We start from the raw sequence: 22,430 nt of genomic DNA, 5'->3' as shown, positions 1-22,430 counted from the left end.
TCAACCTTCATCCCGGGGGCCTGCTTCTTTGGGGCCTTCATCGCTGGGGCGGAGCGTCGCGGCGATCTCCTCCAGGCTACGCATGTAGCCCTTCAGATCAAAGGCGCGCAACAACGCCCGCAGCCGTTCGACCACGGGGCGGGTGGTGGCGTCCTCCTCCGCCTCGATCTCGCGCAACTTGGCCTCGATCCCCCGAATGTAGCCGATCCGACCCAGTTGGCGCAGGTCGTCGATGTGTCGCAACAGGGTGGGAGACGGCCCAACCGCCGGGGCGGTGGCCGACTCCGGCGCAAGCGCGGCGGGAGGGGGAGGAGAGGGGGGAAGGGATGGGGCGGGTGGGGCGGGGTCGCCCCCACCGCCACTGTGAATCCACTCCAGACCGGTCAGCGCCTGGATCTGGTCGAGCAGGGCGTTGATCTCGATGGGTTTGGCGACAAAGGCGTTGTGCGGCGCGCGCCCGTCGCCCGGCCCCTGCGCCTCATAGGCGTTGGCCGACACCATGATGATGCGGATGCGGTCGCCGAACAGGCGGCGCAGCCCGTCGGCCACGTCCCACCCGCTCTCGCCGGGCATGGAGATGTCGAGCAGGGCCAGATCGGGTTGGCAATCCGCCGCCAGGGCCAGACAGGCGGCGGCGTCCGTCGCGGTGAACAGGGTGAAGCCCAGCGGGGCGAGCAGCGCCGCCATCATCGCCAGATGGTCGCGGTCGTCGTCGGCCAGCAGCACCTTGATCGGCGGCCCGGCGAAACCGCAGATCGGGCGGCGGGTCGGCTCCACCCCCGGCTTGTGCATCGCCTCGGCCAGCATCAACCGCACGGTGAAGGCGCTGCCCTCGCCCAACCGGCTGCGCAGGGTCAGATCCCCGCCCATGATCCGGGTCAGCAGCCGGGTGATGGTCAGGCCCAGCCCGGTGCCGGGGATGGTGCGCACGGCGCTGCCGTGGCCGCGTTCGAACGGTTCGAACACGCGGTCGAGATCCTCGGGACGGATGCCGATGCCGCTGTCGGCGATTTCGAATTCGGCGGTCTGGCTGCGGTAGCGCACGGTCAGGGCGACATGGCCCTTTTCGGTGTATTTCACCGCGTTTGACAGCAGATTGATCAGGATTTGCCGCAGGATCTTGCTGTCGCTGTGGACGTGGCTGGGCAGGTGGCGCACCCGCTCGTAGCGGAACTCCAGCCCCTTGGCGGCGGCCTGGATGCGGAACATGTCGGCGAGCTGGTCCAGGAACTCGATCAGGTTGATCTTGTCGCGGCTCAGGCGGCGCAGGCCCGATTCGATCTTCGAGATGTCCAGCAAACCGTCGATCAGGTTGGACAGATGCTCGGCGCTGCGGCGGATGACGCGGACGGCGTCCTGCGGGCGGCTGCTGGTGTCGCGCTCCAGCAATTGGGCGTAGCCGGAAATGGCGTTCAGCGGCGCGCGGATTTCGTGGCTGACGCCGATGATGTAGCGGCTTTTGGCGGCGTTTGCGGCCTCGGCCACCTCCTTGGCCTTTTGCAGGGCGGCGTCGGTGCGTTCGTGCGCGGCGATTTCGTCCATCAGCATGGCGGTTTGCCGGGCGGTTTCCTCTTCGGCCTTTTGTCGGCTTTCGTGGGCCAGCACCAGCAGCCACGCCGCCACGCCCGACAGGATGAACAGGCAGATGAACACGCCGGTCAGCGCGGTGTGGATGGCGGCGCGTTCGGCGGCCTCGGCGTTGGCGTATTGGAAATCGATGACCAGCAGGACGCCGCCGATCACCAGCGTGAACAGCGTCATCACCCCGATGAAATGGCCGGTCCGACTGTGCACCCCCGCCGCGATCCGGCGCGGCAGAACCCCTTGCAGGAAGTGGGCGATCTGGTCGGCAAAGCGGCTGTTGGTCTTGCACAGATCGTGGCAGCGGGCCTCCAGCGTGCAGCAGAGCGAGCAGATCGGCGCGTCATAGGCCGGGCAATGGGCCATGTCGCTGCGCTCAAAGGTGTTTTCGCAGATGGAGCAGCGCAGCTCGGCCGTGCCCTCCGGCAACCCGCTGTTGGGGCGGGCGAGGTAGTAGCGCCCCTGCGTCCGCCAAGCGATCAGCGGGGCGGCGGCAAAGGCGACCACCAACCCCAAAAAGGGGGCCAGCGCCTGGGCGACCGGCCCCAGCAGGCCGAAAAAGGCGCTGGTGGAGCACAGCACCGACAGCCCCATCGCCCCCACCCCCACCGGGTTGATGTCGAACAGATGGGCGCGCTTGAACTCGATGTGGCGGGGGCTGAAGCCCAAGGGTTTGTTGATCGCCAGATCGGCGGCGACGGCCCCCAGCCAGCCGACGGCGACGTTGGCGTACAGCCCCAGAATGCTTTCGATGACGCCGAGAATGCCGATTTCCATCAACAGCAGCGCCAACAGCACGTTGAAGACCAGCCAGACGACGCGGCCCGGATGGCTGCGGGTCAGGCGGGAAAAGAAATTCGACCAGGCGATGGACCCGGCATAGGCGTTGGTGACGTTGATTTTCATCTGGCAGACGACGACAAAGATGCCGGTCAGCGCCAGCGCCACCCCCGGCGACCCGGACAGGTCGAGAAAGGCCAGATGGTACATGTGCGTCGGCTGCGCGGCGTCCTCCGCCGACAGGCCGTGTTTCATCGCCAGAAAGGCCAGCAGCGACCCGGCGACCAGCTTCAACCCGCCGATCAGCACCCAGCCGGGGCCGCCGACCAGCATCGCCGTCCACCAGCGCGCCCGCCCAACCCGCGCCACCGGCGGCAGGAAGCGCAGATAATCCACCTGCTCGCCGATCTGCGGCAGCAGCGACAGCAGCACCGACGCCGCCATGCCGAAGGGCAGCAGCGACAGGCCGTCCCCGCCCACGCTGCCGGGCAGGCTGACCCATTCGCCCAGCGTCGCGCGGTCCAGCAGGGCGAGCGAGGCCAGCGGGGCGCATTGCAGGGCGATCCAGATCGGTTGCGTGGCCACCTGCATCCGGCTGATGAAGCGGATGCCGTAGACCGCGATGGGGATCACCGCCAGCGAGCTGATGACGTGGGCGATCCAGGCCGGGATTCCCAACACCATCTGAAGCCCGGCCGACATGATGCTGGCCTCGATGGAAAACAGGATGAAGGTGAAGGACGCGTAGACCAGCGAGGTGATGGTGGATCCCAGATAGCCGAACCCCGCCCCGCGCGCCAACAGGTCGATGTCCACCCCCGATCTGGCGGCGTGGTAGGTGATCGGCAGGCCGACCAGGATGCTGAGCAGGCTGACCGCCAGGATGGCGGCCATGGCGTTGGCAAAGCCGTAGGTCAGCGTCACCGCCGCGCCGATCGCCTCGCAGGCGAGGAAGGAGATGGCCCCCAAGGCGGTGTTGGCGACCCGCCACGCCGTCCAGCGCCGCGCCCGCTCCGCCGTGTAGCGCAGGGCGTAATCCTCCAGCGTCTGGTCGGCGGCCAACTGGTTGTATTGCCGACGTTCGCGAACAATTCGTTGCCGTGCGCTCATGCCCGCCTGTCGTTCCAAACGCGGTTTTGTGGGGTGCGTCCCGCCGCATCGCATCGTCCGAACTTTGTCACCGCTTGGCAAGACGGGAAGCGGGGCTGAGGTTGACAGGCGGCGGGCGGTCCCGTTAGCTCTGGCCCATTCGGCGGGGGCTTCATCAGCGAAGCCGTCGGCACCCACTTTTTCATTTTGAAAGCGGAATTATGTCCGTCGAGCTTCTGGTTTGCGAAACCTGCCGTCGCGACGGCGACACGCCGGAGGCCGGGCCGATGGCGGGCGCGCGGCTGGTGGAACGGATGGAACGCGCCCTGGCCGACGCGCCCGATCTGGCCGGGCTGGTGCGCCTGCGCCGCCAGCGCTGTTTGATGAGCTGCCGCCGCGCCTGCTCCGTCGCCGTGCGCGCGCCGGATCGGATGAGCTATGTTCTGGGCGATTTCCCCCCCGACGATTCCAGCGTCGAAACGCTGATCGCCTATCTGCGCGCCTACGCGGCGACGCCGGACGGACTCGTTCCGTTCAAACAATGGCCTCAGGGAGTCAAAGGTCGTTTCGTGTCCAGAATGCCTCCCTTTGCGGATATGCCAGCTTCGGAAACCAAGACCTAAGTCGGTGCCCGCCTCAGCACAAAGCGCCATTTGACAAGCGTGCGTTGCGGCGCGCATATTGTTTGCGTTGCGAACAATATGCGCGGAGGCACGGGTCATGAAGATCGAACAGGATGTGTTGGCCTGCGCCACGTCCCTGCTTCAATCCGCACGCGACGCGGAACGCCAAAACGGGTGGGAGACTGGCGACCTGCTGCGCACCACCTTGCGCCTGCTGGTCGTCGCCGGTGCCGATGGCCATGGGTGGAGAGCCGAAGAGTTGACGGAGGAGATCCGCGATCTGGTGGAGGCGGTTGAGCTGCGCAACGCCAGCGCGGTGTCCGGTGCCTTCGACTGTCACGGCATGACCGCGCACTGACCATTGTTGCGTGAGCAAAATGAACGTTCAATTCAAGGCGATTGAACGATGACCCCGTACCAGCCCATGCCTTTGTAGGTTTCGTAACCCGGGGTCAACGCGTAGCCGACCAAACGCCCTTTCGGGTCGCGGTAATGGCCCATGCTGTCGGCGCCGCGCCGCAACGGCAGGCTTTCGGTCAACACACCCTGGCCGTCGGACGCGGCGATCACCCGATGGCGGGCGTCGAGCAGCAGGCAGCGCGTGCGGTCCCGTTCCGCCTCCTCCAACCGCACGCCTTGCACGACGGCGGCGGCCTGGGGTTCCCAATCGAAGAAGATGCCCAGCGCGCCGATGACCTCGCCGTTGGCGTCGCCGTTGCGGCGGATCGCGGTGGCGTAGGTGGCGACCACGCGGTCGTCCAGCGTCCGGTTCCGGCCCACATCCCCCACCACGAACTCCCCGCCGTCCTTGGTTGCCAACGCCTGACGGAACCACGCCTCCTCGGCAACCGACGCGGATTGGGCGGTGTGGTAACGGTCGGGGCGGCCGTTGGCGATGACCCGCCCGTCGCGGTCGGCGATCCACAGATCGAGATAGACGGTGTAGGATTCCAGGATCACGCCCAACCGGCGGGCGGCGTGGCGGCGCGCGACCTCCGTCGGGTTGGCGGCGCAATCGACGACCGCGCGGTCGGTGGCCCACCAGCGCACGTCACAGGATCGCTCATACAGATTGCGGTCGATGATCTCGATCATGTTCAGCGACAGGTCGGCCAGCCGCTTGCCGTGCATCTCCTGGACGATGGCGGTCCCGGTGGTGGTCAGGTGATCGACGCGGGCGACGATTTCCGATTTCAGTTCCTTGGTGATGCCGCTGACCTGGGTCGAGATGTCCGACACCTCGTTCGCCACCACGGCGAAGCCGCGTCCGGTGTCACCCGCGCGCGCCGCCTCGATCAGCGCGTTCATCGCCAGCATCTTCATGCGGCGGGTGATTTCCTCGATGCGCGTGACCTTTTGCGACGCAACGTCCAGCACGCCGCGCGACAGATCGAACAGGGTGTTGCCGGGATTGGAGTGGCCGGGATTGGACATGGGCGTTTCCTTCACGGCTGTGACGGGGGAGGGGCGCGTGTCTTGTGAACGGTCGGGGATGGCGTATGCTGCGTTGCAACAACTTTGAGGTCAATCTTCTTTCCAAATCGTTACCAGGATATGTCAGTGACGGGTCTTTGGTCACGGGTGCGAATATTACGGTTTTGTTTCATTGTGGATCGAATTTTACTGACATTGTTATTAAACGACCGGCCAACAAACCGCGCGTGCGGCGGTGGCGGCAGGCCCACAAAAATAACAACGCGCCCGGGGCGAATGGGGGCAGGATGACGGCCTTCGTCGCATCCATTGCAGGAGGACGGGTGATGGACAGCGAATGGCCGCACCGCGCGCTGAATCGCTTGGGCTTCGGCCCCAAACCGGGAGAGGCGGAGGCGCTGCGGCGCGTCGGCCTGCCGCGTTGGCTGGACGAGCAGCTTGCCCCCGACACCGGGCCGGACGACGCCTGCCAGAGCGCCTTGGACGCTTGCCGCCTGCGGATCAAATACGACGCGGGCGAGGGCTGGGCGGCGGTGGAGGAGATGCGCCCGCTCGCCAGCCTGTCCAAACCGATTGACGCCTTGTGGCCGCTGTCGGACGGCAAGAAGCCGTTTGCCGGGCCGGAACGCCAGTTTCCCCGTCTGGAGGTGGCGGCGGCAACCCTGCTGCGGGCGGTGCACAGCCGGTGGCAATTGCGCGAGGTGATGACGGATTTCTGGCACAACCATTTCAACGTCTATGCGGGCGAACAGGCGGTGGCGGCGGCGCTGCCCGCCTATGACCGCGACGTCATCCGCCGCCACGCCCTGGGCAATTTCCGGGATTTTCTGGAGGCGGTGGGCGGCAGCACCGCCATGCTGGTCTATCTGAACAACCGGTCGTCCCGCGCGGGCAGCGCCAACGAAAACTACGCCCGCGAATTGTTCGAACTGCACGGGTTGGGCCGGGGGGCCTATCTGAACGCGCTGTACAACAAATGGCGCGACGTGCCGGGGGCGACGGCGGGCAAGCCCGCCGGGTACATCGACCAGGACGTGTATGAAGCCGCCCGCGCCTTCACCGGCTGGGCGGTGGAGGATGGGGCGGGGTTGGGCGGCGAGCAGCGGTTGCCCGCGACCGGGCGATTCGTTTATGTCGAAAGCTGGCACGACAATTATCAGAAACGCGTGCTGGGGCAGGAGTTCGACCCCTATCAACCGCCGATGGCCGACGGGCGGCGGGTTCTGTCGCTGGTCGCCGATCACCCGGCCACCGCGCTGCATCTCTGCCGCAAGCTGTGCACCCGGTTGCTGGCCGATGACCCGCCGGAAACCCTGGTCAAGGCCGCCGCGCAGGTGTGGATGGACAACCGCCGCCAACCCGACCAGATCGCCCGCGTGGTCCGCGCCATCGCCCTGTCCCCGGCCTTTGCCGACACCCCACCGGCCAAGGTCAAGCGTCCGCTGGAGCTGGTGGCCTCCTTCGCGCGGGCCACGGCGTTGGACATGACCGTCACCAACGGGCTGTTGAACGAGGTGGACAGCAGCGGCCAACGCCTGTTCGGCTGCCCGCCCCCCACCGGCTACCCCGACCGGTCCGACGCGTGGCTGGGCGCGGCGGCGATCCGGCGGCGCTGGTCGTTGCTGCTGGGGTTGGCGGAAAACTGGTGGAAAACCGGAGCGTTGAACGCCGCCTTGCCCTTTGCCGGGCCGGTGACGGCGGCCGAGGCGGCGGAGGGGTGGCAACGCGCCTTGGTCGGCGGGCCGCCCAGCGCCGACGTGACCCAGGCGATCATGACCGGCATGGCGCTGGCCCCGACGGCCCGTCTGACACCGGGCCAGAAGGACGGCGACGCCAAGCTGCGCCGGATGGTCGCCTTTGTCGCCATGTCGCCCCAGTTCCAAACCCGCTGATCGGAGGGCTTCCCCCATGACGCACGATCCGCTGTCCGTGACCCGCCGCCGTCTGTTGCAGGGTGGTCTTGCCGCCGGTCTGACCGCGCTGCCCGGCGTGCCGTCGGTGGCCTACGCCGCTGCTGGACCAACGGGAAGCGCCGCCGCGCTGGACACGCTGGTGGTGGTGTTCCTGCGCGGCGGGGCCGACACGCTGAACCTTGTGGCCCCGGTCAATGATCCCGATTACCGCGCCGCCCGCCCGCCGGAACTGCGGGTGGCGGAGGATGGGCCGGCGGCGGGCCTGCCGCTGTCGCAGAGCCTGGCCCCGTCGTTGGATTTCCGCCTGCACCCGGAGGCCGCGCCGCTGGCCGAGCTGTACCGCGAAGGGCGGCTGGCGGTGGTGCACGCGGTGGGTTTGACCGACGGCACGCGCAGCCATTTCGTCGCTCAGGATTTGATGGAGCGCGGCGTCGGGGCCGAGGCGGAGTTGAGCCGGGCCAACGCCGGATGGGCGGCCCGTTGGTTGGCCGCGCGCAACGCGGTGAACAAGGTGGGCGTTCCGGCGGTGGCCTCAACCCCCCACACCCCGGCGGCGCTGAGCGGCTTTGCATCCGCCCTGGCGGTGGCCGATCTGCGCGCCGGGCTGGCACCCCCCGGCGGGACGCAGGCGGCGGAGGTGCTGGCCGGATTGATGCGGGCGGGCGATGGCCCCTACGCCCGGGCCGCCCGCGCGGCGCTCGATGGGTTGTCGCTGATCGACACGCGCCTGCCGCGCCTGCCCGATGGCAAGGTCGCCCCCTACAGCGCCGATGGCGGTGCGGTGTATGAGGAGACGGAGGCCGGGCGTGGTCTGCAAAACGTCGCCCGCCTGCTGAAGATGGACATCGGCTTGCGGTTGGCCTGGGTCGATGTTGGCGGTTGGGACACCCACGAGCATCAGGCCGGGCGCTTTTCCAACGCGGTCCGCCAGCTTTCCCGTGCGCTGGCGGCCTTTTGGGCGGACAACGCCCGCGACCGTGGGCGTGTGACCGTGCTGGTCATGAGCGAGTTCGGGCGGCGGTTGCGCGCCAACAAGAGCGGCGGCACCGACCACGGCCATGGCGGGGCCATGCTGGTGCTGGGCGACCGCGTGGCCGGGGGGCGCATCCATGGGCGTTGGCCGGGGCTGTCGAGCGCCCAGCTTGACCGGGGCGTGGATCTGGCCGTGACCACGGATTACCGCGCCGTGCTGGCCGAACTTGTCGGATCCGCCGTCTTTCCCGGATACAGCGCGCAACGGGTCGGGGTGATGGTCTGATCTTGCGCAATCTTGATCGAAAATGGACGCGCCGGAAGAAAAAACGGAAAAGCAATGACGGAATTTTGTTTTGAATTCCGTCAGATTTCCCCCAATTGCGAAGAGAGAGGCGGTGTGGACAATCCCATATGATGTTTGTCATTGATGGTGGTGACGATGAACGCCGTTTCAATCTTAGCTTTTTATTTGACGCTTGCCGTTTCAACCACAGCCTTTGCGAAATCCCTTGTGGTCGTGGCTCCGGAACTGCCGCCGATGTTCCAGGCCAATGGAACCGGGCGGGAGGCCACCGTCATCACCGAAACGTTGGCGGCCTGCGGGCATCAGGTGCGTTTCGTGGTGGTCCCCTTCGGGCGGCATTGGATCGAGTATGGCGAGAAGGCGGAGTTCGACGCCGTTGCCACCGTTCCCCCCGACATGGCGATCACGGGCGCGCGGTCCGTCCCCTACATTCGCTACCAGAACGGGGCGTCGGTTCTGAAGAGCAGCGGTCAGTCGATCAAAGCGCTGGGGGATCTGGCGGGCAAGCGTGTCGTCACCTTTTTTGGAGCCTCCGGGGTGTTGCCCGGTTTGAAGGATGCGGCCCCCAGCTTTGCCGAGTTTCGCGAACGGGCGGATCAGTTGAGCCACTCCAATCTTCTGTTCGCCGGTCGGGTCGAGGCGGTTCTGTCCGATGGCTTGATCTTTGCCGAATACAATCGTCAATTGATCGACAAGGTGAAGGCGGGTGGATCCGTTGGGTTCGATCCCACCCAGGATGTGGTGTTCACGGCGATTTTTCCACCAAGCGATTACACGATGATGTTTCGTGATGAGGGAGTCCGCAGCGACTTTGACCGCTGCTATGACGGGTTGGTCAAGTCTGGTCGGGCCGACGCCATCGACCGCGAGGTGGTTGGGCGATATTCGGCGACCGTTGGCAATCAATATTTGCAAAAGCCCTGAGGAGGAAAATTATCCAGTGACTTCCTGCGCTTTGTCTTGGCGAAGGGTAGGAAGGCCGTTTATGGTCGGAATATCAAAGGTCTTGGAATGGGGTTTGTAACGCCGTGGCGCGGATCATCGTGGTCGAGGACGAAGACGATCTTCGGGACGATCTGGTGGATTATCTGACCCGCTGCGGCTTCCGCGTGCGCGGGGCCAACAGCGGTGCCGCTTTGGATGGCCTGTTGCAGGCCGAAGACGCGGACATCATCATTCTGGATGTCAATCTGCCGGACGAAGATGGTTTTTCGGTGGCCCAGCGCGTGCGCTTGGCGTCCAAGACCGCCGTCATGATGCTGACCGGGCGCTCCGGCCTGATTGATCGGGTGATCGGGTTGGAACTGGGGGCGGACGTCTATCTGGTCAAGCCGGTCGATTTCCGCGAGGTGGAGGCGCAGGTCAAGGCCCTGCTGCGCCGCCTGCAAAAAAGCGCGCCTCCTTCCCCGGTCGCGCCCACCCCGGTTCCGGCCCCGGCACCGGCGGGTGCCGATGCGAAAAAACTGTGGGTGTTTGACGACATTGAATGGTGGATCCAGCCGCCGGGCGGTGCGGCGGTTCCGTTGACGGCCACCGAATACAAATTTCTGTCCCTGCTGGTGGCCACGCCGGGCGAACCGGTGACGCGGCAGGCCATCGCCTTTGCCCTGACGGGCCGCGACTGGGATCCCTACAGCCGCTCCATTGATTCGCTGGTCCGCCGGTTGCGCATCAAGGTCGAGGAGCAGAGCGGGCAGGCCCTGCCGGTTCAGTCGGTGCACGGTGTCGGCTACGCCTTTGTCGGCGCGGTGGCGATGGGCGGCAACGGAAAAGGGGCGGAGTGACCCCCGCCCCCTCCCGCGATCCTGACCGATCCGATCAGCCGCCGAACACGTAGGCCGTCTTGATCGTGGTGTAGAACTCCCGCGCGTAAGCGCCCTGTTCGCGCGCGCCATAGCTCGACCCCTTGCGCCCGCCGAACGGCGCGTGCGGATCGACCCCGGCGGTCGGCAGGTTGACCATGACCATGCCCGCCTGGGCGTGGCGCTTGTAATGGGTGGCGTGCTTCAGCGAGGTGGTGCAGATGCCCGACGACAGGCCGAATTCGGTGTCGTTGGCCACCGCCAGCGCTTCGTCGTAATCGCGCACACGCACGACCGAGGCGACCGGGCCGAACACCTCTTCCCGGTTGATCCGCATGTCGTTGGTGGTGTCGGCGAACAGGGCGGGGGACAGGTAATAGCCCTCCGTCTCGCGGGTCAGACGCTCGCCGCCCGTGACCAGCCGCCCGCCCTCGTCCTTGGCGATGGCGATGTAGCGCAGATCCTGTTCCAGCTGGTCCTGCGACACCACCGGGCCGATGTCGGTCCCGGGCTTCAGCGCGTGATCGACCTTCAGCGCGGCCATCTTCTCGGCCAGCGCGGCGACGAAGCGGTCGTGGATGCCCGCCGTCACCACCAGACGGGACGACGCGGTGCAGCGCTGCCCGGTGGAGAAGAAGGCCCCGTTGAGCGCGGCCCCGACCGCGACGGTCAGATCGGCGTCGTCCAGCACGACCAGCGGGTTCTTGCCGCCCATCTCAAGCTGGAACTTCTTGCCCGATTCGAAGGCGCGGGCACCGATGCGCCGACCGGTGGCGACCGATCCGGTGAAGCTGATGGCGTTGATCTTCGGCGACGAGACGATGGCCTCGCCCACCACGGAGCCGCGCCCCATGACCAGATTGAACACCCCCGCCGGCAGCCCGGCCTGCACCAGAATCTCGGCGATCGCCCAGGAGGAGGCAGGAACCGCGTCGGCGGGCTTCATCACCACCGTGTTGCCATAGGCCAGCGCCGGGGCGATCTTCCAGGCCGGGATGGCGCTGGGGAAGTTCCACGGCGTGATGAGGCCGATGACGCCCAGCGGCTCGCGGGTGATCTCCACATCCACGCCGGGGCGGGTCGAATCCAGCCGCTCGCCCGACAGGCGCAGCGCCTCGCCCGCGAAATACTTGAAGATCTGCGCGGCGCGCGTCACTTCGCCGATGCCTTCGGGCAGGGTCTTGCCCTCTTCGCGCGACAGCAGGCGGCCCAACTCGTCCTTGCGGGCCAGCAGCGCCGACCCGGCGGCGTCCAGGATGTCGCTGCGGCGCTGGGGCGAGGTCGCGGCCCAGGCCGGGAAGGCGCTGGCGGCGGCGTCGATGGCGGCGGCGGTCTGCGCGGCGTCGGCCTGCGCGTATTCGCCGACGACGTCGGACAGGTCCGACGGGTTGACGTTGCGGCTGACGGCGGTGGACGTGACCCACTCGCCGCCGATGAGATTCGCGTAAACGTCGGCCATGATCAAAGGCTTCCCTGTTTTTGTGCGGCACCCGACGCGTTCCACCGTTCATCGGGCGGCTGGGTGCGGGTGCAGTTGGCGCTGACAAACGTACCGCCCTGGTGCGCCTCGTCCAGTGCGTTCGGCATCGGATCTTGCATACCGGGCAGACCGGCGCACGCCTCGGCGTTGTCCTGGGGGTGATAGCCGATGGTCTGCGCCGATTGGTCGCGCCACCAACGTTGGCTGTTCGCCGACACGCCGTAGAAGATCGCCGCTCCCAGCCCCTCGGCCTTCAGGCAGCGGTCGATCAGATGGGCGAAATCATCGTGGCTGAGCCAGGTGCTGAGATGGCGCTTCTGGCTGGGTTTGTGCTCGCTCGATCCGATGCGCAGGCAGGCACTTTCCAGCCCGTGCTTGTCCCAATAGAAGCGGGCCAGCAACTCACCATAGGCCTTGCTCAGGCCGTAATAGCTGTCGGGGCGGGGGGCGGCGGTCTCGTCGATGGTCAGGCTGCGCGGGTACATGCCGATGGCGTGGTTGGAGCTGGCGAAGATCACCCGGCGGTTGCCCGCCCGGCGCGCGCCCTCGAACACATGGTGGCTGCCCCGGATGTTCACCTCCAGAATCCGTTCAAAGGAATCCTCCGACGAGATGGCCCCCAGATGCAGCACCGCGTCCACCCCGTCGCAGGCGCGGAACACGGCGGCCTCGTCGGTCAATTCCGCCGCGACGAAATCGGCGTCGTCCGGCAAACCGGCCGGGCGCACCCGGTCGCTGAAACGCAGGCGGTAGCCCAGCGCGGTCAGGCGCGGGGTCAGCGCGGTGGCGACGGCACCACCGGCACCGGTCATCAGAAGAAGCATCGCTGTCACCCTTTGATCTGGAAACGGCCAACCGGGACGCCTTCGACCTCGGTTCGCATCATGAAGACCCCGCCCGAGAGCGGGTGTTCGGCCAGCGCGGCGTCCGACAGCCCGTCGCGCAGGCTGGTGACGAACAAGGTGCGCATGTCCGCCCCGCCAAAGGCGCACATGGTCGGGGCGGGCACCGGCAGGGGGTAGCGCGCCAGCAGCGTGCCATCCGGGGTGAAGCGGTTCAGGAAGCCCGCCGACACCCCGCAGCTCCAATAGCAGCCCTCCACATCGGTGGCGGCCCCGTCGGGACGGCCCTCCTCGTTGGTCAGGGTGGCGATGCGCGTGCGGTTGGCGAGGTTCCCGGTCACGGGATCGAAGTCCCAGCGGTCGATCCAGGGGCCGCGCGAGTCGGAATGGAACATCGTCCGCCCGTCCGCGCTCCAGGCCAGCCCGTTGGACACCTTCAGCCCGTCGATCTTGCGTTCGGCCCGCCCGTCCGGCGTGATCCGGTAGAGCGCGGCCACCGGCTCCTTGACCGGGCGGTCGTCCATGCTGCCGACCCAGAACGCGCCGTCGGGGCCGAGCTTGCCGTCGTTCAGGCGGTTGGTCGGCTGGTCGGGTTCGGGATCCACCAACAGGCGCAGTGTGCCGTTGGTCAGGGACAGGATGTGCACGCCGTTGGGCAGGGCGACGGCCACATCGCCGTTGCGGCACAGCGCGATGGAGCCGACCGCCCCCGGCAGGCTCCAGGATTGCACCGATCCGCTGCGCAGATCGACGGCGGACAGCAGCCCCGCCAGGATGTCCACCCAGAACAGGCGGTTGCCGGCGGCGTCCCAGACCGGGCTTTCGCCGACGCGCGCGCGGGCGTCCACCAAACACTGTATCGGGCCGATCATGGGCCGAACCTCCCTCCCGCAGCGGCGCTGTGGATGACGCCGTGGATTCTGATGGCGGTTGTGTGCGGGCGGCGGCGTGCGCCGCGCCGAACCGCTTGTTGGGCGGAAGAATCGATCCGCGCGGCCATGTTGTCAAACAAATTTATAGACTGACCACTTTTTGCCGCCCGTGCTGCGCCGCAAAACAGGAAATTGGCGACTTGTTGCGCTTTTAACTTGTCAGACAACATGGATGATGTCATACCTTTTGACACAAGACGCCTGCATCACGACGTCGCACGAAGGAGGATTGAGGTGAAGACGACTGCCGTCACACGGGCCGATCTCGCACGGTCGGTCATTGCGGTGCCCCCGCTGGCGCGCAACGCCGACCTGTCGCTGAACGCGGAGGAAAACCGCAAGCTGGTCCGTCACCTGGAACAGGGCGGCGTGTCCACCCTGCTCTATGGCGGCAACGCCAACCTCTACAACACCAGCGTCGGCGAATTTCCCGAACTGCTGGCGATGCTGCGCGAGATCGCCGGGCCGGACACCTGGATGATCCCCTCGCTCGGCCCGGATTACGGCAAGGCGATGGACCAGGCCGCCATCCTGCGCGAGTTCGATTTCCCCACCGCGATGATGCTGCCGATGAGCTTTGGCGCGACCCCCGCCGGGGTGGCGACCGCCATCGCGCGGGTGGCCGACCGGGCGCAACGCCCGCTGACCGCCTATGTCAAATCCGACCACTACATCGCGCCGGAATCCCTGGCCGCGCTGGTGCGCGACGGGGCGATCTGCTCGATCAAATACGCCGTCGTCCGCGACAACCCGGCCCATGACGAGTATCTGACCCGCATCCTCGACGCCGTGGACAAGACCTATGTCGTCAGCGGCATCGGTGAGCGCCCGGTGCTCGATCACCTGCCGAAATTCGGTTTGGCGGGCTTCACCTCCGGCTCGATCTGCGTCGCGCCCCGTCTGTCGATGGCGATCCTGCGCGCGCTGAAGGCGGGCGATGTGGACCGCGCGGCGGCCCTGCGCGAACAGTATCTGCCCTTGGAAGACCTGCGCGACGGCTCGTCGCCGATCCGCGTGCTGCACGAAGCGGTGACGCTGTCGGGCGTGGCCGACATGGGGCCGATGCTGCCGATGTTCTCCAACATCGACGACCCGGACCTGCTGGCCCGCATCCGCACGGCGGCGCAAGCCCTGCTGGCCGCCGATCAGGCCTTTGCGGGCTGAGGCTGCCGCCGACGCGAGGGATCCGAACGATCCAGGCAAAGAGGGGGGGCGGGGCTGCGGTGCCCCGCTCCCCTTTTTTGCGCGCGGCGATCCGGTCATCCCCGCTCGACTCCCGTGCCGCCTTGGGCGATGGTAGCGCCCGCAAGTTTGGACACGAGAGCATCATGAGCGACAGCACCGGAACGACCGCCCCCGCCGCCACGGACGCCACCGCCGACCAGAGCGGTTTGTATCTGGTGGACGGGTCCGGCTTCATCTTCCGGGCCTTCCACGCCCTGCCGATGATGACCCGGCCCGATGGCACGCCGGTCAACGCGGTGCTCGGCTTTTCCAACATGCTGCTGAAGCTGCTGGCCGATGCGAAGGCCGAGGCGGTGGCCGTGGTGTTCGACAGCGCCCGGCTGAACTTCCGCAACGAATTCTACCCCGATTACAAGGCCCACCGGCCCGAAACGCCGGAGGAGCTGAAGCCCCAATTCGCCCTGATCCGCGAGGCGACGGACGCCTTTTGCCTGCCCAGCCTGGAGCTGGACGGCTATGAAGCCGACGATCTGATCGCCACCTACGCCCGTTTGGCGCGCGAGGCCGGGCGGCCCGTGACCATCGTGTCGTCCGACAAGGACCTGATGCAGCTGGTCGGGCCGGGCGTGTCGATGTACGACCCGATGAAGAACAAGCACATCGGCCCCGACGAGGTGTTCGAGAAGTTCGGCGTTCCCCCGGAAAAGGTGGTGGACGTCCAGTCTCTCGCCGGGGACAGCGTCGACAATGTGCCGGGCGTGCCCGGCATCGGCATCAAGACCGCCGCCCAGCTCATCACCGAATACGGCGATCTCGACACGCTGCTGGCCAACGCGGAGAAGATCAAGCAGCCCGCCCGCCGCCAGAAGCTGATCGAGTTCGCCGAACAGGCGCGGGTGTCCCGCCGTCTGGTACGGCTGGAGGACAACGCGCCCCAGCCCAAGCCGCTCGACGCCCTGCGCGTGCGCGAACCCGACCACCAGCGCCTGATCGACTTCCTGAAGGCGCAGGGTTTCCGCAGCATCGTTGCCCGCGTGGAAATGGAGATGCGCCGCGACGGCCGCATCGCCGACGCCGGTTTGCCCGCCCCGTCGCCGTCCACCGGGTCGCCGCAAGCCTCGTCGGCGGACGGGTCGGCGACGAAACCCGCTGCGGCGGTCGAGCAGCGGTACGAGCTGGTCCAGGATGTGGCCGCGCTGGAGGTGTGGGTGCGGCGCGCGCGCGAACGCGGCGTGCTGGCGGTGGACACCGAAACCAACAGCCTGACCCCGGCCACCGCCACGCTGGTCGGCGTGTCGCTGGCCACCGCACCGGGGTTGGCCTGCTACATCCCGCTCGCCCACGTCAACCCGGCGACGGCGGACGGGCAGCTTGATTTCGACGCCCCGCCGCCGCCCAGGCAGATCGCCACCGCCGACCTGATGGCGGCGTTGAAGGACGTGTTGGAGGATCCGGCGGTCCTGAAGGTCGGGCACAATTTCAAGTTCGACCATCAATTGTTCGCCCGCCACGGCGTGACGGTGTCGCCGATCGACGACAGCATGCTGATCTCCTACGCGCTCGACGGCGGCGCGCACGGCCATGGCATGGATGAATTGTCGGAACTGCACCTCGCCCACACGCCGATTCCCTTCAAGGAGGTGTGCGGGACCGGCAAAAGCCAGATCACCTTCGACCGCGTGCCGCTGGACAAGGCGCTGGCCTATGCGGCGGAGGACGCCGACATCACCCTGCGGCTCTGGAGCCTGCTGAAACCCCGGCTGGTCGAGGCGCGCATGGTCACGGTCTATGAAACGCTCGACCGCCCGCTGGTTCCGGTGGTGGCGGAGATGGAGCGCGCGGGCGTGCTGGTGGACCGCGAGGCCTTGAGCCGCCTGTCGCAGGATCTGGCGGTGCGGCTGGTGGAGATTGAAAAGGACGTCCATCAATTGGCCGGGCAGAGCTTCAACATCGGCTCGCCCAAGCAGCTTGGCGAAATTCTGTTCGATGTGATGAAGCTGGGCACCGGCAAGAAGGGCAAGACCGGGGCCTATTCCACCGATTCCAGCGTGCTGGAGGAGTTGGCCGAGCAGGGCCACAGCATCGCCCAGCGCGTGTTGGACTGGCGGCAGCTCGCCAAGCTGAAAAGCACCTACACCGACGCCTTGCAGGAGAAGATCGAGGCCAGCACCGGGCGGGTCCACACCGCCTTTGCCCTGGCGGCGACCAACACCGGGCGGTTGTCCTCAACCGATCCCAACCTGCAAAACATCCCCGTCCGCACGGAGGAGGGGAAGAAGATCCGCCGCTCCTTCATCGCCGCGCCGGGTCATCGCCTCATCAGCGTCGATTACTCGCAGATCGAACTGCGTCTGGTGGCCGAAATGGCCAACATCCAGGCGCTGAAGGACGCCTTCCGCGACGGGCTGGACATTCACGCCGCCACGGCGGCCCAGGTGTTCGGCGTGCCGCTGGACCAGATGACCTCCGACATCCGCCGCAAGGCCAAGGCGATCAATTTCGGCATCATCTACGGCATTTCCGGCTTCGGCCTCAGCCGCCAGCTTGGCATCACGCCGGGCGAGGCGAACAGCTTCATCAAGACCTACATGGAGCGGTTCCACGAGCTGAAAGCCTGGATGGAGGCGACCAAGGGCTTTGCCCGCGAGCATGGCTATGTCGAAACCCTGTTCGGGCGGCGCTGCTACATGCCGGGGATCCAGGACAAGAACCCGGCCCGCCGCGCCTTCGCCGAACGTCAGGCGATCAACGCGCCGATTCAGGGGACCGCCGCCGACATCATGAAACGGGCGATGAACCGCATCCCCGCCGCGCTGGCGGCGGCGGGCAGCCACGCCCGCATGCTGTTGCAGGTGCACGATGAATTGCTGTTCGAAGCGCCGGAGGCCGAAGCCGAACAGACCGCCGCCCTGGTGCGCGGCGTGATGGAGGCGGCGGCGTCCTTCAGCGTGCCGCTGGTGGCCGAGGCGGGGATCGGCACGAACTGGGGCGAGGCGCACTGAGCGTGCCGGTGGGGACTGGTGCCGTTGCAGGGGGTGATGGCCCTGTTTCCTTTTTATGCGTTTTGGGGCTGCAATTCGCACGAACAGAAATGCTTTCGTGCGAGATTTTTCCGTTCCTTGCGCGATTTACCGATCCCCGAACGCAACGATCTGTTGTTGCGTTGCGACATTCTGTTGACCGCGCGGGGCGTTTGACGCAATAACTTTGCGCAAAGGCCCCCGCAGAGGGGCCTGCGAACCGAGCGCACAAAGAGAATGGGACACGCAACGAGATGAGCACGCGGATTCGTCGCGGCGGCCTGGACGTCGCCCAAACCCTGTTTGATTTCATCGAGACCGAGGCGCTGCCCGGCACCGGCATCGACTCCGCCGCCTTCTGGGCCGGGGTGGACGCGCTGCTGCACGATCTGGCCCCGCGCAACCGCGCGCTGCTGGCCACGCGCGACGCCCTCCAGGCCAAGATCGACGCCTGGCACGTCGCCCGCCGGGGCCAGACGCACGACGCCGCCGAGTATGAGGCGTTCCTGCGCGAGATCGGCTATCTGGTTCCCGAAGGCCCGGATTTCGCCATCGAGACGACCAACGTCGATGACGAGATCGCCCGTCTGGCCGGGCCGCAATTGGTGGTTCCGATCACCAACGCCCGCTACGCCCTGAACGCCGCCAACGCCCGCTGGGGCAGCCTGTACGACGCGCTCTATGGCACCGACGCGCTGCCTGGCAAGGCGGCGGCCGGTGGCTACGACGCCGAACGCGGGGCCGACGTCATCGCCTGGGCGCGCCGTTTCCTGGATGAGTCCGTGCCGCTGGCCGAGGATTCGCACGCCGACGTCACCGCCTACGCCATCGTCGATGGCGCGCTGGTGGCGACGCTGAAGGATCACCGCAGCGTTGGTTTGAAGGATCCGTCGGCGCTGGCCGGCTGGCAGGGCGACGCGGCGTCGCCCTCGTCGGTTCTGCTGGTGCAGAACGGGACCCACATCGACATCCGCATCGACCGCAACCATCTGATCGGCAAGACCGATCCGGCGGGCGTGGCCGACGTCGTGCTGGAAGCCGCGCTCTCGACCATCCAGGATTGCGAGGATTCCGTCGCCGCCGTGGACGCGGAGGACAAGGTCGGTGCCTACCGCAACTGGCTGGGCCTGATGAAGGGGACCTTGCAGGCCAGCTTCGACAAGGGCAGCAAGACGGTTCTGCGCTCGCTGAACCCGGACCGCAGCTACACCACCCCCACCGGCACGCTGACCCTGCACGGCCGCAGCCTGCTGCTGGTCCGCAACGTCGGCCATCTGATGACCAACGACGCCATTTTGCTGTCGGACGGCAGCGAGGCACCGGAAGGCATCCTGGACGGCGTGTTCACCTCGCTGATCGCGCTGCACGATCTGAAGGGCAACGGCGCGCTGCGCAACAGCCGCACCGGGTCCGTCTACATCGTCAAGCCGAAGATGCACGGGCCGGAGGAAGTGGCCTTCACCAACGAGCTGTTCGGCCGGGTCGAGGATCTGCTGGGCCTGGACCGTTACACGCTCAAGGTCGGCATCATGGACGAGGAGCGGCGCACCACCGTCAACCTCAAGGAGTGCATCCGCGCCGCCAAGAACCGCGTCGTCTTCATCAACACCGGTTTCCTGGACCGCACCGGCGACGAGATCCACACCTCGATGGAAGCCGGGCCGGTCGTCCGCAAGGCGGCGATGAAGGCGGCCAAGTGGATCGGGGCCTACGAGGACAACAACGTCGATGTCGGCCTGCGCGCCGGTCTGAAGGGCCGCGCCCAGATCGGCAAGGGCATGTGGGCGATGCCCGATCTGATGGCCGACATGCTGGTCGCCAAGATCGGCCACCCCAAGGCCGGGGCGAACACCGCCTGGGTGCCGTCGCCGACCGCCGCCGTTCTCCACGCCACCCATTACCACGCGGTCAACGTCGCGTCGGTGCAGGCGCAGTTGGCCAACCGTCAGGCCGCCGCCCTGTCGGACATCCTGACCCTGCCGCTGGCCGACCGCCCCAACTGGTCGGAGGAGGAAATCCGCCAGGAGTTGGACAACAACGCCCAAGGCATTCTGGGCTACGTCGTCCGCTGGGTCGATCAGGGCGTGGGCTGCTCCAAGGTGCCGGACATCCACAATGTCGGGCTGATGGAAGACCGCGCCACCCTGCGCATCTCCAGCCAGCACATCGCCAATTGGCTGCACCATGGCGTGTGCACCGAGGCGCAGGTGATGGACACGATGAAGCGCATGGCCGCCGTGGTCGATGGTCAGAACGCCGGTGATCCGCTCTATCGCCCGATGGCTGGGAATTTCGACGGCAGCGTCGCGTTCCAGGCCGCGTGCGATCTGGTGTTCAAGGGCCGCGTCCAGCCGAACGGCTACACCGAACCGGTCCTGCACGCCCGTCGCCGTCAGGTGAAGGCGACGGCGTAAGACTCCTCCGCGTTGCGTGATGCAAAACGCCCCTGTTCTCGTAATTGGGAACGGGGGCGTTCTTGTTTAGGGATTTTTTTATCCACAGATGAACGCAGATAAACACAGATTTTTTTGAGTACACCCTGTTGCCCTGAGAGTCCGGGATACTCATAAATTCATTTCCCCTTGCAAAGCGCGGTGGCGCAGCCAAGAGGAAATCCAGAATTTTAAAATCTGTGTTTATCTGCATTCATCTGTGGACAAAAAACCATCCTCCTTCAGAACCCGGCGATCAGCCGATCCGCCGTCGCTTCGTTCAGCGCGGTCGGGATGTTGTACAGGGCGGTCAGGCGGATCAGCGCCTTCACGTCCACGTCGTGCGGCATCGGCGTCAGCGGGTCGATGAAGAAGAACAGGGCCTGGATGTTGCCCTCGCAGATCAGCGCGCCGATCTGTTGATCGCCGCCCAACGGGCCGCTTTTCAACGGGGTCAGGTTCAGTTCCGGGCAGGCGTCCTTGATGAGGCCGCCGGTGGTCCCGGTGGCGAACAGGGTGTGCGGCTGCAGGATGTGGCGGTGACGGATCACCCATTCGACGAATTGCGGCTTCAAACGGTCGTGGGAAATCAAGGCAGCCTGCACGGCGTCCATCCTCCTGCGGAAAACCGCGACAAACTAGCGCATCCAACAAGGAATGAAAAGCGGAAGGCCGAAAGCGGAAAGATTGTAACAGCGGGCTGCTACGCCGCCCCGCCGATGGCGCGAATCCGAAAGGCGACCTGCTTGGTGAAGGGGCTGACGGCAAAACAGTCATACGCCACCCGGTGGGCGGCAACAAATTCCTGAAAGGCGCGGTGTTCGTCCTCGCGCCAACTGTGGTTGCCAATGTACTCGTCGAACACCACGACGCTGCCGGGGCGGAAACGGTCGGCCAGCGCGGTCAGCACGGTGCGGGCCGAACTGTAAATATCGCTGTCGATGTTGACGAAGCGGACCGGCCCCGGATGGGCGGCCAGAAAGGGCGGCAGGCTGTCGTCGAACCATCCCACATGCAGCCGGGCGTTGGGGCGCACGTCGGGCAATTGCCGACCGGTGGTCAGCACCCCGGCGGGGGTGTTCACCCAGCCTTCCGGCAGCCCTTCGAACGAATCGAAACCGTGGACCTCTTGGCCCGCAGCGTCGGCGATGTGCTCCAGCGAGGTGCCGCGCCGAACCCCGAACTCCAGCACCAGACCGGGGGTGGTCGCCTGGGCCACGGCGTGGCGCAGCAACCGCCCGCTGCTGCCGAACAGACGATGGTCGGGGGCCAGATGCGGCAGCAGGGCGCGCACGCCATCGACCAGCGGGCGGCGTTTCGGGTTGTCGCCGATCTGTTCGACGGCGACCGCCTCGGCCTCCGCCGTCCGCCCCGTCAGAAGGAGAAGGGCGCAGATGAAAGCCCAATATTTGCCGTTGGCCCCGCCGCACCGGGTGGCGCGGCGCAGGCGGCGCAGCGCCTCGTCCGCGCCATGGCGGTGCATCGCCTGGGCGTGGCTGCCGAACCATCCGGCGGCATGCTCCGGGTCCACGGCGAGCAGGGCGTGAAAAGCGGCCAGCGCGTCGTCGTCCCGCCCCAGACAGGCCAGACAGGTGGCGCGTTCAAACAGCGTGTCCAAATCCGAGACCCCCCGCGCGATGGCGCGGTCGGCCAAGGCCAGGGCGTCGCGGTAACGGGCGTCGCGGCGATAGGCTCCGGCCAACGCGGCGGCGATGCCGGGCGCGTTTGGGGTCAGACGGGCCAGACGTTCGAACCAGCGCACCGCGTCGAATGGGGCGTTGGCTGCCTGATGCGCCAAAGCCAACGCCTGCGCAACCTCCGCGTCGTCCGGGGCAACGGCCAGGGCGCGGCGCAAATGGAGCAAACCGGTGGTGGGCGCGCGGTGCCCGACATAGGCCAAGCCAAGCAACCGGTCGCGCGTCACCCCGCGTGGCGCGCCCTCTTTCAGGCGGCGGATCGCCACCCGATGGCGGCGTGCGGCGAGCAGGGCGCGGATGTCAGCGAAGAAGGAGTCAGACTCGGTCAGGTCGGCGGTCAC

The 22,430-nt window shown here is 66.8% G+C and carries 17 protein-coding genes; 9 read left to right on the top strand and 8 right to left on the bottom strand.

Annotated features, from left to right (window positions below; all coding sequences use genetic code 11):
* The gene (locus EJ903_RS19390) at positions 1 to 3,471 is read right to left on the bottom strand and encodes a hybrid sensor histidine kinase/response regulator (protein WP_126618531.1); all 3,471 of its coding nucleotides are present in this window, start codon (positions 3,469 to 3,471) and stop codon (positions 1 to 3) included.
* A 200-nt stretch (positions 3,472 to 3,671) separates the two neighbouring features.
* Between EJ903_RS19390 and EJ903_RS19385 the strand changes: the two genes are divergently transcribed.
* Positions 3,672 to 4,073 carry a DUF1636 domain-containing protein gene (locus tag EJ903_RS19385; RefSeq protein ID WP_126618529.1) on the top strand — a complete coding sequence of 134 codons (402 nt, stop codon included), beginning with the start codon at positions 3,672 to 3,674 and terminating at the stop codon, positions 4,071 to 4,073.
* 97 nt (positions 4,074 to 4,170) lie between these two features.
* Complete coding sequence (locus EJ903_RS19380; protein WP_210211485.1) at positions 4,171 to 4,431, top strand: hypothetical protein; 261 nt, start codon at positions 4,171 to 4,173, stop codon at positions 4,429 to 4,431.
* Positions 4,432 to 4,463: 32 nt separating this feature from the next.
* On the opposite strand, the gene EJ903_RS19375 is transcribed toward EJ903_RS19380, so the two are convergent.
* Positions 4,464 to 5,507, bottom strand: a complete 1,044-nt coding sequence (locus EJ903_RS19375) for a methyl-accepting chemotaxis protein (RefSeq protein ID WP_126618527.1) — start codon at positions 5,505 to 5,507, stop codon at positions 4,464 to 4,466.
* A 326-nt stretch (positions 5,508 to 5,833) separates the two neighbouring features.
* On the opposite strand from EJ903_RS19375, the gene EJ903_RS19370 reads away from it, so the two are divergent.
* The 4 genes from EJ903_RS19370 to EJ903_RS19355 all read left to right on the top strand — a co-directional run bounded on the left by EJ903_RS19370 (position 5,834) and on the right by EJ903_RS19355 (position 10,483).
* Complete coding sequence (locus tag EJ903_RS19370) at positions 5,834 to 7,399, top strand: DUF1800 domain-containing protein (RefSeq protein ID WP_126618525.1); 1,566 nt, start codon at positions 5,834 to 5,836, stop codon at positions 7,397 to 7,399.
* Between the two features lie 16 nt (positions 7,400 to 7,415).
* Complete coding sequence (locus EJ903_RS19365) at positions 7,416 to 8,678, top strand: DUF1501 domain-containing protein (RefSeq protein ID WP_246015760.1); 1,263 nt, start codon at positions 7,416 to 7,418, stop codon at positions 8,676 to 8,678.
* A gap of 255 nt (positions 8,679 to 8,933) precedes the next feature.
* Positions 8,934 to 9,623 (top strand): substrate-binding periplasmic protein, encoded by a 690-nt coding sequence (locus EJ903_RS19360; RefSeq protein ID WP_246015758.1) that lies wholly within the window; start codon positions 8,934 to 8,936, stop codon positions 9,621 to 9,623.
* 104 nt (positions 9,624 to 9,727) lie between these two features.
* Positions 9,728 to 10,483 (top strand): response regulator transcription factor, encoded by a 756-nt coding sequence (locus EJ903_RS19355; protein WP_174237332.1) that lies wholly within the window; start codon positions 9,728 to 9,730, stop codon positions 10,481 to 10,483.
* A 34-nt stretch (positions 10,484 to 10,517) separates the two neighbouring features.
* Here EJ903_RS19355 and EJ903_RS19350 read toward each other — a convergent pair whose 3' ends face one another.
* The 4 genes from EJ903_RS19350 to EJ903_RS19335 are packed head-to-tail and all read right to left on the bottom strand — an operon-like array spanning position 10,518 to position 13,925.
* Complete coding sequence (locus tag EJ903_RS19350; RefSeq protein WP_126618521.1) at positions 10,518 to 11,960, bottom strand: aldehyde dehydrogenase family protein; 1,443 nt, start codon at positions 11,958 to 11,960, stop codon at positions 10,518 to 10,520.
* A gap of 2 nt (positions 11,961 to 11,962) precedes the next feature.
* Positions 11,963 to 12,805 carry an NAD-dependent epimerase/dehydratase family protein gene (locus EJ903_RS19345; RefSeq protein ID WP_126618519.1) on the bottom strand — a complete coding sequence of 281 codons (843 nt, stop codon included), beginning with the start codon at positions 12,803 to 12,805 and terminating at the stop codon, positions 11,963 to 11,965.
* Positions 12,806 to 12,810: 5 nt separating this feature from the next.
* The gene (locus EJ903_RS19340; RefSeq protein ID WP_126618517.1) at positions 12,811 to 13,695 is read right to left on the bottom strand and encodes an SMP-30/gluconolactonase/LRE family protein; all 885 of its coding nucleotides are present in this window, start codon (positions 13,693 to 13,695) and stop codon (positions 12,811 to 12,813) included.
* Positions 13,692 to 13,925: a hypothetical protein gene (locus tag EJ903_RS19335; RefSeq protein WP_126618515.1), complete on the bottom strand. Its 234-nt coding sequence runs from the start codon at positions 13,923 to 13,925 to the stop codon at positions 13,692 to 13,694. Before EJ903_RS19335 ends, EJ903_RS19340 begins: the two co-directional genes overlap by 4 nt.
* 64 nt (positions 13,926 to 13,989) lie before the next feature.
* Here EJ903_RS19335 and EJ903_RS19330 point away from each other — a divergent pair, with 64 nt between their 5' ends.
* From EJ903_RS19330 to EJ903_RS19320, 3 genes are all read left to right on the top strand, one after another.
* Positions 13,990 to 14,919, top strand: a complete 930-nt coding sequence (locus EJ903_RS19330) for a dihydrodipicolinate synthase family protein (protein WP_126618513.1) — start codon at positions 13,990 to 13,992, stop codon at positions 14,917 to 14,919.
* A gap of 164 nt (positions 14,920 to 15,083) precedes the next feature.
* A complete protein-coding gene (gene polA / locus EJ903_RS19325; protein ID WP_126618511.1) occupies positions 15,084 to 17,942 on the top strand; it encodes a DNA polymerase I in 2,859 nt (952 codons plus the stop codon).
* Positions 17,943 to 18,214: 272 nt separating this feature from the next.
* On the top strand, positions 18,215 to 20,374 hold the full coding sequence (locus tag EJ903_RS19320) for a malate synthase G (RefSeq protein ID WP_126618509.1): 2,160 nt from the start codon (positions 18,215 to 18,217) through the stop codon (positions 20,372 to 20,374).
* A gap of 260 nt (positions 20,375 to 20,634) precedes the next feature.
* Here EJ903_RS19320 and EJ903_RS19315 read toward each other — a convergent pair whose 3' ends face one another.
* Together EJ903_RS19315 and EJ903_RS19310 are read right to left on the bottom strand one after the other, a co-directional pair.
* Positions 20,635 to 20,997 carry a methylglyoxal synthase gene (locus EJ903_RS19315; protein WP_417281856.1) on the bottom strand — a complete coding sequence of 121 codons (363 nt, stop codon included), beginning with the start codon at positions 20,995 to 20,997 and terminating at the stop codon, positions 20,635 to 20,637.
* A gap of 98 nt (positions 20,998 to 21,095) precedes the next feature.
* Positions 21,096 to 22,430 (bottom strand): class I SAM-dependent methyltransferase, encoded by a 1,335-nt coding sequence (locus tag EJ903_RS19310; protein WP_126618507.1) that lies wholly within the window; start codon positions 22,428 to 22,430, stop codon positions 21,096 to 21,098.

This window comes from Azospirillum griseum, assembly GCF_003966125.1.
In the GTDB taxonomy this organism is placed as follows: Bacteria; Pseudomonadota; Alphaproteobacteria; order Azospirillales; family Azospirillaceae; genus Azospirillum; species Azospirillum griseum.
The sequence above is the reverse complement of the archived record's forward strand: the minus strand, read 5'-3'. Positions and strand labels throughout refer to the sequence as shown.